General features: G+C 32.2%; 8 protein-coding genes. 4 read left to right on the top strand and 4 right to left on the bottom strand.

Translation table 11 applies throughout. The features are described from left to right. Positions 1–15: 15 nt before the first annotated feature. Together BMY33_RS03260 and BMY33_RS03255 are read right to left on the bottom strand one after the other, a co-directional pair. Complete coding sequence (locus BMY33_RS03260) at positions 16–714, bottom strand: LytR/AlgR family response regulator transcription factor (protein WP_091405514.1); 699 nt, start codon at positions 712–714, stop codon at positions 16–18. Further along, entirely contained in the window at positions 711–1,481 is a 771-nt protein-coding gene (locus BMY33_RS03255; RefSeq protein ID WP_091405508.1) for a sensor histidine kinase, read from the bottom strand. The genes BMY33_RS03260 and BMY33_RS03255 overlap by 4 nt, the downstream gene beginning before the upstream one ends. A 214-nt stretch (positions 1,482–1,695) precedes the next feature. Here BMY33_RS03255 and BMY33_RS03250 point away from each other — a divergent pair, with 214 nt between their 5' ends. Continuing rightward, positions 1,696–2,562 carry an ABC transporter ATP-binding protein gene (locus BMY33_RS03250; RefSeq protein ID WP_091405505.1) on the top strand — a complete coding sequence of 289 codons (867 nt, stop codon included), beginning with the start codon at positions 1,696–1,698 and terminating at the stop codon, positions 2,560–2,562. 10 nt (positions 2,563–2,572) lie between these two features. Beyond that, positions 2,573–5,848: an ABC transporter permease/M1 family aminopeptidase gene (locus BMY33_RS03245; RefSeq protein ID WP_091405501.1), complete on the top strand. Its 3,276-nt coding sequence runs from the start codon at positions 2,573–2,575 to the stop codon at positions 5,846–5,848. Between the two features lie 134 nt (positions 5,849–5,982). Here the strand turns inward: BMY33_RS03245 and BMY33_RS03240 are convergent, their stop codons facing one another. Further along, complete coding sequence (locus BMY33_RS03240; protein WP_091405499.1) at positions 5,983–8,982, bottom strand: carbohydrate-binding protein; 3,000 nt, start codon at positions 8,980–8,982, stop codon at positions 5,983–5,985. Positions 8,983–9,372: 390 nt separating this feature from the next. Here BMY33_RS03240 and BMY33_RS03235 point away from each other — a divergent pair, with 390 nt between their 5' ends. Both BMY33_RS03235 and BMY33_RS03230 read left to right on the top strand, forming a co-directional pair. Beyond that, the gene (locus tag BMY33_RS03235) at positions 9,373–11,559 is read left to right on the top strand and encodes a S9 family peptidase (RefSeq protein WP_091405497.1); all 2,187 of its coding nucleotides are present in this window, start codon (positions 9,373–9,375) and stop codon (positions 11,557–11,559) included. A gap of 81 nt (positions 11,560–11,640) precedes the next feature. Further along, complete coding sequence (locus BMY33_RS03230; protein ID WP_170836991.1) at positions 11,641–12,561, top strand: phospholipase A; 921 nt, start codon at positions 11,641–11,643, stop codon at positions 12,559–12,561. Between the two features lie 91 nt (positions 12,562–12,652). Here BMY33_RS03230 and BMY33_RS03225 read toward each other — a convergent pair whose 3' ends face one another. Beyond that, positions 12,653–15,709 carry a GEVED domain-containing protein gene (locus BMY33_RS03225; RefSeq protein WP_091405491.1) on the bottom strand — a complete coding sequence of 1,019 codons (3,057 nt, stop codon included), beginning with the start codon at positions 15,707–15,709 and terminating at the stop codon, positions 12,653–12,655. Positions 15,710–15,781 lie beyond the last annotated feature (72 nt).

Below are 15,781 nucleotides of genomic sequence, written 5' to 3'. Positions count from 1 at the left end.
AGTAGGGATAAATTACTATTTTAATAATTGAGTAATATTGGTTTTATACATTGTTCCGATGGGAATAATTTTATCCGCAATTAATATTCTATTTCCTTCAATACTTTTTATATGTTTTTTAGCTACCGCAAATGATTTATGAACTTGAATAAAATCATCATTGGCCATTACAGCTAACAGATCCGTTATTTTTTCTCTCACTGTAATAGTTTCATTTGTAGTAATCACTTTTACATAGTTTCCAGCAGATTCTAAGTATGTAATATTACAAAGTAAAACTTGAGTATATTTTTTATTACTTTTTAGAAAAATACTATTCTCTTTAATTTTCAATTGAATGTTATCAGAAGATGTTGTCTTTGATGTAGATGTTACTGCCTTATTAACTGCTTTCAAGAAACGTTCGAACCCAAAAGGTTTTAGAAGATAGTCTACGATGTTAAGTTCATAGCCTTCTAGTGCATATTCCTTGTAGGCAGTAGTTACAATTACTTTTGGAGGAGAAGAAAGGGTTTTTAAAAAATCAAATCCTTTTAATTTTGGCATATTTAGATCAAGAAAAATTAAATCTACTTCATGAGTATTTAGATATTCAAAAGCTTCTAAGGCATCATAACAATGCTTCATTAATTTCATATTTGGTAACAAATCACAATAACGCTTTATTATACCATGAGCTACATATTCATCATCTATAATTAGGTACTTAATCATATTCGTTTTATAGTTAATTGCACCTTATATACGTCTTCCGTTATAGCAAAAGACAGAGAATGTTTTTTCGGATATACCAACTCGAGTCTTCTTTTTAAGTTATTCAGACCTATACCAGGTTGTTTAGTAATTTCTGATGCATCAAAATTATTTTCAATTGCAAAATGAATGTCATTTTCTCCGGATGTTATATTTATCTTAATATATGCATTATCTCTTAAGTTTTCTACTCCGTGTTTAAATGCGTTTTCTAAAAGTATAATAAACAATAGGGGCATTACGGTAACATCTTCATTATGAACATGCAAGTTAAGATCAACTTTAGTCTTTTTGTAATACCGCATTTTGTGAAGTTCAATATAATTTTTTAAATATTCTATTTCTTCTTTAACTGTAACGAAATCACGCTGACCCTCATAAATACTATAACGCATCATATCAGAAAGTTTTAGTATTAATTCCTGAGCTTTTTTCGAATCTTCTTCGACTAAGCCATATAGGTTATTGAGTGTGTTAAAAAAGAAATGCGGATTCACTTGGCTTTTCAAGTGTAATAATTCGGTTTTAGACTTTTCGTTTTTTAGTTTAATAATTGTCTTCAACTGCTTTGTGACCCATCGAATCCCAAAAACAAATAGTATTCCGAAGTAAAAGAATCCTAAAAGTGTTGCAACTAATTCTTCTTCAGTTGCAACTAAAATCATTAAAATAAAAGGAGTAAAAATAGTAAACAGCCAAAAAATGATTTTTTGAATTTTAGATCTCATATTCAATATTAATTAAATAATGTATATCCACCAAAGAAGTTGACGAACACTATTTATCTCTATATGAACTCCACAAAATGAGGGATAAATTTACTTGCTATTTGTAGCTCATGTTTGTGTCCCTATTTAGAACCAGTTAGTAACTATTATTTATACCATCTATTACTTGGTCATAGGTTTGATGGAAATATAAATCATTCAAAAAACGAACAGTATGGAACTAATCATCGATAATTTATCAAAAACTTATGCAAATGGCGTAAGAGCATTACAGAATGTTACACTGCATATTCCAAAAGGAATGTTTGGATTACTAGGTCCTAATGGTGCAGGAAAATCTACTTTGATGAGGACTATCTCTACATTACAAGAAGCGGATACTGGTTCAATATTATTTGGCAACATCAATGTTTTAAAGGAGAAAAATGAACTTCGGAAAACACTCGGTTATCTACCTCAACAATTTGGTGTATATCCTAAAATATCGGCTAGTGCATTACTCAATCATTTAGCAGTTCTAAAGGGAATTACAAATAAAAAAGAGCGAAAAGAAGTTGTAAATGGTCTATTAAATAAAACAAATCTATATGATGTAAGAAATCAAAACCTAGGAGGATATTCCGGTGGAATGAAACAACGTTTTGGTATAGCTCAGGCTTTATTGAATAACCCAAAGCTACTCATAGTAGATGAACCAACTGCTGGATTAGATCCTGCAGAACGTAATCGATTTTATAATCTATTGAGCGAAATAGGAGAAAATACAATAGTTATTTTATCCACCCATATAGTCGATGATATAAAAGAGTTATGTACGAATATGGCAATTATTAATCAAGGTCAAGTAGTACTAAAAGGAAAACCATTAGAGCTTATTCAAAACATTGAAGGTAAGGTGTATCAAAAAACAATTCCCAAAAATGAGTTAGACATCCATAAAAAGAAATACAAGGTTATCAATGAAAAGCTGTTTTTGGGTAAACCGATTATTCATGTTCTGAGTGATAAGGATCCCAAAAATGGTTTTGTTCCCATAAATGCCAGTTTAGAGGACGTTTATTTTTCACAAATCAATAATTAATTCAAAAATTATGTGGTACGAAATATTCAAATTTGAACTTAAATACAGAGCAAAACGTCCAGAAACGTACGTGTTTTTCTTTTTTCTTTTTTTGTTTTCTATGGTCGGTGTAGATTTCATTTTTCAAGGAGTAGAGATGGGATTGATGAAAAAAAATGCACCATTGGTAATTGGTAAAACTATGGCGGCAATTACTGGTATTTTTATGATTATGGCATCAATGATTATGGGAGTTCCTGTACTTCGAGATTTTCAATATAATGTAGAATCATTACTATTTATTAATCCAATTAAAAAAAGAGATTATCTATTAGGACGATTTTTAGGATCATTTGTTGTTTTGCTATTCATTTTTGGTGCAGTATTGTTTGGTATGATGGTAGGTGAGTTTATGCCTTGGCATCAGGATTTATTACCATTTACGCCAATAAATTATATGCAATCATTTACCGTTGTTGTACTTCCTATATTGTTTTTTGGTGCTTCTCTGTTTTTTGTTACCGGAATGCTAAGTAAGAAGTTATTGGTTGTCTATACACAAGGGATATTCTTGTTTGTAGTTTTTTTACTTACCAAAGCTATTAAAAACGAATATTTACAAGCACTTTTGGATCCTTTTTCATTAACTACGTTAACCAAGGTATCTGAGGATTGGTCTGTTACTGAGCGTAATTCATTAGAAATACTATTTAATGGTGTGATGCTTCATAACAAATTGTTTTGGCTATTATTGGGAGTGATTATTTTAATGATAGGTTATCATAAATTTTCCTTCACAATTATTTCTAAAACGTCCAAAAACAAAAAGATTAAAAAGTCAAATATAGATGAAAGGTCATCATCAATAATTGAATATTCTATCCCTAGACCAAACGTAAAATATACGATCAAAACATACTGTCTTCAATTGGTAGCACTTTCTAAATTTTATGTATTATCCTTATTAAAAGAAACTTCATTTTGGGCAATTGTTATTTGTGGAATGATCATCATTTTAATCAATTCTGTGAATTTAGGTACTGTTTATGGAGTAGATAGTTATCCTACTACTTATTTTATTGTAGAGGAATTACAGGAAATGTCTCTCTATTTTTTTATAATTATTCTTCTTTTTTATTCTGGTGAACTTATTTGGAAAGAAAGAAACGCTAAACTAAGTTTAATATATGATGCTACACCCATTTCTGATACCATTCCACTTATAAGTAAGTTTGTTGCACTTGTTAGTATTTATATCATATTGATGTTAAGTTTAATAGTAACGGGTATACTGTTTCAAATTGCAAATGGTTATTATAATTTTGAATTAAAGGTTTACTTCTTTGGATTCTTTTTAGAAATATTACCATTCTTGATGCTTTACACGATTATTGCGCTTTTGTTTCAAGTAATAAGTAATAATAAGTTTGTTGGGATTTTACTTGCATTATTATTCTTTATCGTAAATGTAAGTTCTGAATATTTCGGGTTTCAGCACAGTTTATACAAATTTGGAGGCAAAACTTTAGGAACATATTCAAGTATGAATGGTTATGGTCATTTTTTAAAGCCATATCTGTGGATAAAAATTTATTGGTTGTTATTTGCCAGTTTGTTGTTGATAATAAGTGCTATACTCTCTGTTCGAGGAACGGAAACAAAACTTATTAAACGCTTTAAAGGAGTTAAACATCGTTTTTCTAAACGAATAATACAGTTTGTTATTTCCATCAGTTTTGTATTTATAGGTATAGGAAGTTATATCTTTTATAATACTAATATACTCAATGACTATTGGACAAGTTCGGAAAAAACAGTGTTTCGTGCTAATTATGAGAAATTACTAAAACAGTACGAGTATATACCACAACCTAAGATTACAAAAGTGCACTTGAACGTTGAGTTATTTCCAGAAAATAGATCTTATTCTGTTAATGGCTATTATATTTTGAAAAACACATTGAATCAGCCAATACACGATGTTCATATCCAAAAAAAAATAGCATCACATGTACAATTAGATTCAGTAATTTTTGTTGGAGATAATGTATCGATAGATACTAAATATAGCGAATTTGATTATTTGATCTACTCGTTATCAGAAACATTACATCCAGGGGATTCAATTAAAATGAAGTTTATACAGTCTTATACTCCTAAAGGATTCGAAGATGATAAATCTAGCACTCAAATAGTAAATAATGGTACTTTTTTCAACAATAAAGAGTTTCCAACGATAGGATATAATAAAAAATATGAGCTTAGTGATAAGGATGAACGGGAGGAATATAAATTGGCCCCAAGATTGAATAAGGCTAAGAGAGAAGATCAACGCGAGTTAGTTAATGCTATTTCTGGAGGTGATTCTGATGGAATTAATTTTGAAGCAATTATTGGTACAAATAATAAGCAAACTGCAATTACATCAGGTGTTTTAGTGAAACAATGGGAAGAGAATAATCGAAATTATTTTCATTATAAAATGAATCAACCCATGATAAATTTCTATTCTATTGTTTCTGCAGATTATGAAACCAGGAAAGATACCTGGCAATCACCTTTTAATATTTCTAATAAACCTGTATCATTAGAAATTTATCATCATAATACTCACGAATATAATTTAGATAGGATGATGGCTTCAATGAAAGCTTCGTTAAACTATTTCAGCACTAATTTTAGTCCATATCAATATACGCAATTACGTATTATGGAATTTCCTCGATACGAGGTGTTTGCACAATCTTTTCCTAATACTATTCCTTTTTCTGAAGCGATTGGCTTTGTATTAGATATTGATGATCAAAAGGATGTTGATATGGCATTTTATGTCACAGCACACGAAGTGGCACATCAATGGTTTGGTATGCAGGTAGAAGCGGCAAATGTAAGAGGTCGTCATATGATTTTAGAAACCTTGTCTCAATATGCAGCTTTAATGGTTTTAAAAGATAATTATCCAGAAGAAAAGATACAGCAGTTTTTAGAATTTCAAAGAGAAATGTATCACAAAGAACGAAAGAAATCTACGGTAAAGGAACCTTCATTGGAATTAGTAGAAAATCAGGACTATATCTATTATAACAAAGGAGCGGTAGCAATGTTTAGATTGCAAAAAGAAATTGGAGAAGATATGGTCAATAAAGCGTTACAGCATTTTATTAGGGATTGGCATAGTCAGACAGGTAAGTTTAAAACCGTATCAGGTAGATATGCTACCTCTAAGGATTTGTTATCATATTTTAGAGAAGTTACACCAGGTAGTTTGCAATATATAATAACTGATTTATTTGAAAAAGTTGAATAACTTGTTTGTTAAGGTAATGTAATCTCTCATGATTAAAATAAGTAAGCCTTTCATTTTTGAAAGGCTTACTTATTTAAGAGCTCTTATATGTAAGAATATAATCTTTATCTAATTCATTCTAAGTTTTAAAACACTTATTTTTGAACACTAATTTTACTAAAATAGGATTGTTTATTATCAAGGATTTTTACGATGTAAACACCGGTATTCAAGTGTTGTAAATCTATAGACATTGATTTCCCATTAATATTTTCTGAATGTATTCGTAAACCGGCTAAACTGTATATTTCTACTCGAGCTAAACCTAAACCAGAAACATTTATATTTAATAAACCATCGCTTTTTACAGGATTAGGATATACTAAAGGAGCCTCTTTTGCTATATTTTCAGGAAGTTTATTATTTTCTTTGAAACGATCTCTACTAGCAAGCCATTCCATATCCCAGTGTACACCTCTTAATAAGCATCCTTCAACACCCATATCAACTCTACCAGGGCACAATGGTTCGTCACTAGAATCATTAATAGGACCATTTCCGCATTGAACATCATTATATATATTGTCTCCATTATTTCTTGATCTAAATAAAGGGTGTTTTTCTAATTCATCACAAATATCAACCACGCTGTATTGAGTTCCATTAACAATTACTTTTTTGCTCCCTAAATTGTGATCAAAATTAGTGCTACACCAACAAAATCCATTAGCTTCATAACTGTCATGCCAAGAAACTCCTCCAGGATTTAAAGGAATATCTCCACAATCCTGAATTAGAATTAGATGCGCCACATTGTACTCGCAATCTCCACCTGCATATCTAGCAGCTACTTGATATTCTGCATTGCTCAAACCTGTAAAACTATAAGAACCAGTATTGTCATTAACAGTAATAGGGTAGGAGTTTCCTCCATCAATACTTAATTGAATTTGTGTATACACATCTGAATCTTCGAAATTGACAATAATTTGACCATTATTGTTGCTGCAACCAGGATTAGTTTGTGTAATTGAAAGTCCTCCGAAGAAATCTGAACAATCCTCACCAATAGTTGTACAAGCTAATGCAGAAACATTTGGGCCCGTTACTTGCATATAATCAATATTACCAAGTCCTGAGTTATTAGTGGCTTCTAGGCGTATGTCTTTTATACCATCAGAAAGATTTACTGTTATAGATTCTGTTTCCCAAGTAGTCCAACTTCCCGTAGTATTAAAATTGATATTACTCGCTACAGTAGATCCATCAACGACTAATTTTGCTGATCTGTTACTTGTACTAGCATATCTCCATATAATAGTATACGCCCCAGCTGATCCATTTATTTTCCAATCAATACCATTACCATACACATTATCGGTATTAATAAACCCTGTTCCTGTATGTCCTGTGTGATTGTTATCTACAGTACCATTAGCAAAGCAGAATCCAGTTTCATCTTCTTGAATGGTAATTGTATTATTAGTAGCTCCATAATAAGTAGGTACATTTTGCTTAGAAATACCTGGACCTTCATATGCTACAGACAATACATTTCCACCAGTTCTTTCAAAAAATTGAACTTCTATCTCGTGATATCCAGCTTCTAAACAAACTGTACCAGATTCTTCACGTTCACCGTGTAATCCATCATTATCTACTACTATAATTCCATCAATCAAAAGAGTAGAACCATCGTCGGATGTTGTATAAAATGTATAACTACCATTACTTGGTACATTAATATAGCCATCGAATGTCAATCCGAAATTATCTTGACTTTGCGTATTACTAAGATCAATTGCAGACGCTATTCCAGTAGATATTGATGATAATGAATTAAAATTAGGGAGCGAATTCCAGTTACCTTCATAATATGAATAATTAATACCAGACGCAAGGTTAGAAGGAGGTGTTACATCTGTTAATGGTGAATTGCATACGTTGTTGGTTGTATCCTTGGAAAACTTAAACCAATCTACATCTAATAAATAACCGCTTCCACCATTAAATACAAAATAAATATCTTGCTTCTCACTTATTTCGGATATACTTGCTGTTAGGGTTTCCCATGATGTAAAAGATCCTGTATTAGTAACTTCTACTATTCCTAATAAAGTTCCGGAAACACTTCCTTGCCTTACTTCGATTGTCCCTCCAGAAGTACCACTTGATACAGACATTTCTATTGAATTTGCACCAGAACCAAAATCAATATTTTCATAGTGTACCCAATCACCATTATTTACCCATCCTACAAAAGAATTAGTAGTTCCCGTTTGTATACCAGATTGCTCACAAAAATCTTCTGCTTCTATTTGTGAAAATGCATCATGACTTTCACAAAGCTCCACTGTATCTTCACTGGGATTAACAATATCATATCCGTTAGGGCCATTATACCAAGAAACATTGTCATAATAAACGGTTCTTGTTTCATTAGTTTCATATTCAGTATCTTGAAAATTATACTGTCCCATTTTTAAAACTGTTAATGAACCTGCACTTTCTGATCCAAAATCTTGATCGGCATTTCCTATCTTCACATCGTTACTATCAAAATTTCCGAATCCAAAATTTATATTTGACTTTCTGTATTCGCTAACTCCATTAACCCAGATCTCAAATTCACCTTTGTTTTGATTAGATAAAATAAAATGAATCACGATTGGTACCTCTGTTTCATAAGGGAAATTAGAATATACTACTTCCTCGACATTACTACTGCTACCACCATTAGATCTATGAATAATTGTTAAGTCCCCATTTTCAACCTGTAGCATTGACTCCCAAGACCAAAAGCCAGGAATGAATCCAAAAATCTGAGCAATACCTGCTTTTTTGTTTTTAGGATAATCAGAACCTAGCTCTAAATTCATACCATACCATCCTTCTTTATATGTTGTCCATTGGTCTCCGCAAGCTTCGGCTCCTTTGTCCATACGTGTTCCATTATATCCTTCTGATGTCCACCAAGTTTTTAGACGTCCATTAACTACTTTGGAATAATTAGGGTTTTGAGTTGTACATACATTAAATGGGCCAAGATTGCCGTTATCAAAATCATGAGATACAAGAATTTGAGCCTTAGAAGTATTCGTGAATAGTAGGAATATCCCAAAGATTATTGAGAAGCTATAGTTTGAAATTTTCATTTTGTTGGTATATAGTTGTTGTTTTATTATTAGTTAGTTTCCTTTTCGTAATCTACTGGTATTGTTTTTTTTTTAATATAAATAATGCAGTTGTTGGTTAGTTGTATAAAAAGGTATGAGTGTTTTAAGTGATAAATTGGTTGACCAATTTTAACTATAAATTTAACATATGTTCTTAAAGGATCATTTAGCCTTTAGAATACGTAGATAATTATATAGAATTCGTTTATTGTTTACGGAAAAATCGTGGGATAGAAATAAGGCTTATTTAATTTAAAATTGAATTAATTACTAATTGTTGTAGAATACTAGTATTTTTAAATCCAAATATTAAAAATTATATATATAAATTAAAAACACTCATTTTACAATTTTAATCAAACTATTATAATGAAAACAAACATCATCAATCTATTTCTTATCGTTTCAGTGCTTTTTATTGCCTGTAATAAAACGGAAGAAGAAAAAACGAAAGTAAAACAAAAACCACATCAATCATTAGAGGCTCCTGTCGCTAAAAAAATAGCAGAAGAGTTAAAAGCACATGAGGATACGCGTATAGATAATTATTTCTGGATGCGTTTAAGTGATGATCAGAAGAATGCAGAGGCTCCAGATGCTCGGACACAAGATGTTTTGGATTATTTAAATGCAGAGAATGATTATAAGGATGCTGCTATGAAGCATACGGATAGTCTACAGAAAACATTATTCGATGAGATCGTCGGACGAATTAAAAAAGATGATTCAACAGTTCCATATAGCGATAATGGATATTCCTATTATTGGAGGTTTGAAAAAGGAATGGATTATGCATTATACTGTCGTAAAAAATTAGAAGATAAAGCAAAGGAAGAAATTATGTTGAATGGTCCAGAGATGGCAGAAGGATTGAATTATTTTGGAATGGGAGCAAGATCTGTTAGTCCTGATAATAAAATGATATCTTATGGTGTCGATACAGTATCTAGACGTAGATATACCATATATTTTAAGGATTTAATCAATGATAAGGTACTTTCAGATAAATTAGTTAATACTACAGGAAGTGTAGCTTGGGCTAATGATAATAAAACAGTCTTTTATACTTCTAAAGATTCCATTACGCTAAGAGCAAACAAAATTTATAAACATGTATTGGGTACAGATCAGTCTCAAGATGTATTAATCTTTAATGAAGAAGATGACACCTTCAGTACATTTGTTTATAAATCAAGATCGGATAAGTATATTATTAGTGGCAGTGATCAAACACTATCTACAGAATATAGATATCTTGATGCAGATACGCCTAACGGCGAGTGGAAAGTAATCCAACCAAGAGAAAAAGAATTAGAGTATAGTGTAGCACATTTTGGAGATCATTTTTATATAAGAACGAACTTGGACGCAAAAAACTTTAAATTGGTAAAAACCCCAATTAATGCCACTACCAAAGAGAATTGGGTGGATGTGATACCCCATAGAGATGATATTTTGTTACAAGGTTTTACTGCTTTTAAAAATCATCTAGTCCTAAATGAACGAAAAAATGGTCTTAGTACTATTAGAGTAAGAAAATGGGAGGGTAATGATGATCATTATATTTCTTTTAATGATCCTGCATATTATACAAGTACAAATATTAATATGGATTTTGATACAAATATTGTACGATATAGTTATAGTTCTTTAACAACTCCAAGTAGTCTTATAGATTATAACATGGATACTAAAGAGCAAAAAGTGTTAAAACAGCAAGAGGTATTAGATCCTAATTTTTCTAAGGATAATTATGTATCAGAACGTTTATATGCAACATCTAGAGATGGTGTAAAAGTTCCTATATCTCTTGTATATAAAAAAGGAACACAAAAAAATGCTAGTACACCACTTTTATTGTATTCTTATGGTTCTTATGGAAGTAGTACAGAACCTTATTTTAGTTCTACTAGATTGAGTTTATTAGATAGAGGTTTTGTTTTTGCTATGGCACACATTAGAGGAGGACAAGAAATGGGACGATATTGGTATGAAGATGGAAAGCTTCTTAAAAAGAAAAATACATTTACTGATTTTATAGATGTTGGAGATTATTTAGTAAAAGAAGGATATACAAGCCCTGATCATATGTATGCTTTAGGTGGAAGTGCTGGAGGCTTACTAATGGGAGCGGTTTTAAATATGAAACCTGAACTTTGGAATGGCGTTGTAGCAGCTGTACCATTTGTAGATGTAATATCAACAATGATGGACGAAACAATCCCTTTAACAACGTTCGAATTTGATGAATGGGGAAATCCTAAGAACAAAGAATATTATGATTACATGAAATCGTATTCTCCGTATGATAATGTAGAAGCAAAAGATTATCCTAATATATTAATAACAACTGGATATTGGGATAGTCAAGTACAGTATTGGGAGCCAGCAAAATGGATAGCAAAACTTAGAGAGCTTAAAACAGATGATAATCTTTTGATTATGGATTGTGATATGGAAACTGGACATGGTGGTGCTTCGGGACGTTTCGAAAGATATAAAAGCGTAGCATTGGAGTATGCTTTTATGCTTGATCTCGAGGGAATAGAAAAATAATAGGATTTTTTTATTAAAAGATCGATTAAAAGCCAGTAAGTATCTCAATGCTTACTGGCTTTTGTGTAAATTAAAAAAAAGGTGATAGAATCAATAGATAAAAATTTTAGGGAAGTAATAATTACTATACTTGTATCGGTTTTTTTGTTTTCTTTTAGTTATGGTCAAGTAGTTACTAAAGATCCTGAAGGTAGCTTATCTAAAAGATGGCAAATCAAAGGTGATAGTATTAAACGTTTTAAAATAGAGCCTTACAAACCTGTTTATTTTTTAGTCGCTAATTATACTACTGATATAAATAATTCGCCAATTAGTGACAATCCTCTTAACTCAGTAGAAGAATCCTCTGATTTTTCAGATACAGAATTGAAGTTTCAATTAAGTTTTAAAACTAGAGCTGTTCGAAATTTATTTGGAAAAAAAATAGGAGGAGATGTTTGGGTAGGCTATACACAATCTTCTAGATGGCAATTATATAGTGCCAATATTTCTAGACCATTTAGGGAGACTAATTATGAACCCGAAGTAATGTTAGTTTTTCCTACAACGTATAAAGTTTTAGGATTAAATGGTGTGTTTGCAGGTATTGGAATTAACCATCAAAGTAATGGAAGATCTAATCCTTTATCAAGAAGTTGGAATAGAATTGTATTACAATTTGGTTGGGAGACCCCTTCTTGGAGTTTTGTATTAAGACCTTGGTGGAGATTACCAGAGGACGAGATTGAAGATAATAATCCCGGAATACAGAATTATATCGGAAGAGCAGAGTTTTTAACCGTTTTCTCAAAAGGAAGACACGATGTTAGCGTTTTAGCAAAACACTCTTTACGAGGAGGCAACAAAAATAGAGGTAGTATTCGATTTGATTATGCGATTAAAGTTATTGATCAATTACAAATTCACGCACAGATTTTTCATGGATATGGTGAAAGTCTTATAGATTACAATCATAGTCAAACCACGTTTGGAATAGGTTTATCTCTCCTTCAATGGAGATAATTTTATTATTTTAGAATTAATAATAAAAGGCTGTCGTCACTATGATCGACAGCCTTTTTTAATACTTATTGGCTAAATAAATGTTCTTTGTTTATTTCTTAACAAGGAATCGTTTTGTGATCGCTAATCCTTCAGAGTTAGTGAATCTTATAAAGTATAATCCATCTGCAAATTGAGAAATATCAACTCCAAAAGAAGATTTACTTGGATTTATTTTTTTTACAATAGCTCCATTTGAAGAAATCATAATAATCTCATCATATTTCCCTTCATTGATTTCAATGTTTAATGTAGAAGTTGCAGGGATAGGATATAACTGGATACTCTTATCTGCTATTCTTGTAAATGAAACTATCTCTGCAGTTTCATCTGTGTTTTCAATATTTCCTGGGTCAGCACTTCTTGCATTATCGCCGCTAATAATTATTTGGTCAAAATATACCTGATCATTATTTACACTTGCGTCACAACGTATACGGAATCTATTGTTTGCATTAAAACTATAAGTTCCAGCATCTAATACAATAGTGTCCGTAAAGAAAGAGCCATTAGTGAAATCTGTACCTGTGAAATACTGACCTATAACCTGATAAGACGATCCATTAAAGAATTCTACAAAAAAGTCTTCTCCATTTTCCATAGCATTAGCAAAAGTATGGAACTCAATAGATACCTGAGTGTTTCCAGTTAAATTAAGAACTGGAGATACTGCATTAGAAGATGCACTATCATCACGAAGTCTAATAGAAAAATCTCCTTCGAAAGCTCTAGCACTATTATTGATACGAGCACAATCGCTACCACCATCGGTCCATCCTTCAAATCCAGTCTCAAAATAATAAGCTGCTATTTCACCAGTTGTACCGCCACCGCCATTAGTACCTAAATTAATAGTATAATCTTCTACTTCACCATAAGTAAAGGTTTCGCAAGAAGTTGGAACCGCATTGTATTTCATAGAAACTCTCATTCTTACTGAAGTTTCAGAAGTTCCACTCGGAACGGTAAAGGATCCACTATTAGGAGTATCTGTAGATGGGGACTTTGACCAAACAAGTTCACCAGCATCATCAAAATCTCCGTTGTTGTTATAGTCAATCCAAACAGCATAACCTTCTGCATATACAGTACCAGTCCAAGTAGGAGTTACCGTAATGGTATACGTTTGACCTTCATTTAGATCAGTAGAAATTGAACTAAAATCAGAATAAAACTGAGCTCCAGAAGCATTATTAATTGTATTTAATTGAACATTACTAATAAATTCATCATTTACATTAGTACTTGCCGAATCACAATAAACTGCAGTACCACCATCTATTGTTGTAAATGAAGTTGTTGCATTTCCAGAAACGTTTCCAGCAGCATCTTCTGCATTTACAGAAGCTGTATAGGAAGTTAAAGGAGAAAGCCCAGTAACACTAAAGTTAGTTGTTGTAGACGTTCCTACTACCGTACCGCCAATAGAAATAGTATATCTAGCTACACCTACATTATCGGTTGAAGCGGTCCAGTTAAGAGTTGCTCCGCTAGAAGTAATATTACTTGCAACTAAGTTGGTAGGGTCTGTGGGAGCTTCTGTATCAGGAACACCAGCTTCAATCTGGAATTTTCCAACAACACCGGTTCTACTTCCATTTACATATTCATTGATGAACCAAAATGAAGAATCATCCGATGGATCTACATCTATTTTACTATAATCACCATATCGTGTCCCCGGAATATTTCCTGTTCCATTCGCTATCAATTCTTCTGAAGTAGTCATTGTTCCTAATGGGTCAGAACTTAATCTACCTGTAAAATAAGAGCTTACTCTCACTGTTGATGGAGTAGTAGGGCCAGACATAGAACTATATCCCATACCGATATTCCCTTGACCATCCATAGCTAAACTTGCATGCCAAGCGTGTCTTCCATCAGGAGCAGTATATGTTCCTTCTTGATATAAAGACCAAGGTTGATTATCACCACTTTGTCTAAATTCATACCAGCGTATAGCTGCTAATTCTCCAGAACTAGCATCAGCATCGACTACAAAGTTAAATACAGCAGAGTTATGAGTAGCAAATTTTCTGAATTGTGCTTGATTCATGATTGTCGCTTGCAAAGCATCAATAGAGGTTCCTCCAGCTGGTTGTGAAAGATTAACAAAACTTCCACCATCAAAAACACTAATAAAAGGTGTAGTCGCAATTTCTTGTGGACTCGAAACAGTTGAGCTACCTGGATTGTTCCAATTTACATCAGCAGTCCATACTTTTATATGATCTACAGATACGCCATTCCAAGCGTTATCTTGTAAATAAACGATCGTAGCCCCACCTGGAGCAGGTAAATTACCGTTGGTTACATTTAACGCTTGTGGACTAAAAAAACCGCTAGTAACAATTCCAGGAAGATTAAAACCAAGAATTTGAGCATTTGGATCTCCAGCTAACATAGCATCTCTTTCCAATGCCCATAATTTATTAGTTCCACCTGTGTTTTCGGTAATATAATATCCATCACTCCAAACAGATAGTTTTTGATAATCTTGGATTCCAGAAATATTGTAAACATACCATCCAGAAGTTACAGGGTTAGGTCCATCAGAAACTGCTACTTGAGCACCAGATCCTAAAAACGAAAGTACCCATCTATCTGCAGCATTATCATAAGATGCTGTAAGATCACAACAACCGCCCGAAGGAAAAATTGCTGGATTAGGAGATGTTTGACCAACCAATTGATTACCAGATTTATCATATATCATAAAACCAGTGTTATATACAACAACTACGTGATTAGGTCCTACTGCAATAGAAGGATCTGTAGGTTGAGAATTTGACGAATACGTGTCAAAAACAAGACTAGCTGGAGCTCTTTGAACACTTTGTTCCATTACATTTTTATTTCTAAAAAAATAATCGTTCTCTGTTTGAGGGTCTTTACCAGAAATAATTTGATTACCTAATGATCTTTTATCCTTTGCTTCCCGAACTGAGTTATCAGGAGCGATTAGGTCATTAGGCCTAGAGGCTAGTGAGGAAACATATTCTACCGAAGATACTTTTCCGTGATAGAATGCTTTTGTTCCTGTTTGTTGTGCTTGAGTCATAAAACAGACCATAACAAACGCCGTGAGTACTACGAGTTTTAATTTCATTTGTGTTAATTTAAATGGTTAATTAATTTAAATTTAACTTAAATTTCAACAGTAAATTAGAATTATATTAGG

Source organism: Aquimarina amphilecti (genome assembly GCF_900109375.1).
Lineage (GTDB): Bacteria > Bacteroidota > Bacteroidia > Flavobacteriales > Flavobacteriaceae > Aquimarina > Aquimarina amphilecti.
Note: the sequence above shows the minus strand (reverse complement) of the source record. Positions and strands in the feature narration are given on the sequence as shown.

Coding starts and splice junctions, on each gene's coding strand:
- BMY33_RS03250 (WP_091405505.1), top strand. CDS start 1,696: ATGGAACTAATCATCGATAATTTATCAAAAACTTATGCAAATGGCGTA.
- BMY33_RS03260 (WP_091405514.1), bottom strand. CDS start 714: ATGATTAAGTACCTAATTATAGATGATGAATATGTAGCTCATGGTATA.
- BMY33_RS03255 (WP_091405508.1), bottom strand. CDS start 1,481: ATGAGATCTAAAATTCAAAAAATCATTTTTTGGCTGTTTACTATTTTT.
- BMY33_RS03225 (WP_091405491.1), bottom strand. CDS start 15,709: ATGAAATTAAAACTCGTAGTACTCACGGCGTTTGTTATGGTCTGTTTT.
- BMY33_RS03240 (WP_091405499.1), bottom strand. CDS start 8,982: ATGAAAATTTCAAACTATAGCTTCTCAATAATCTTTGGGATATTCCTA.
- BMY33_RS03235 (WP_091405497.1), top strand. CDS start 9,373: ATGAAAACAAACATCATCAATCTATTTCTTATCGTTTCAGTGCTTTTT.
- BMY33_RS03245 (WP_091405501.1), top strand. CDS start 2,573: ATGTGGTACGAAATATTCAAATTTGAACTTAAATACAGAGCAAAACGT.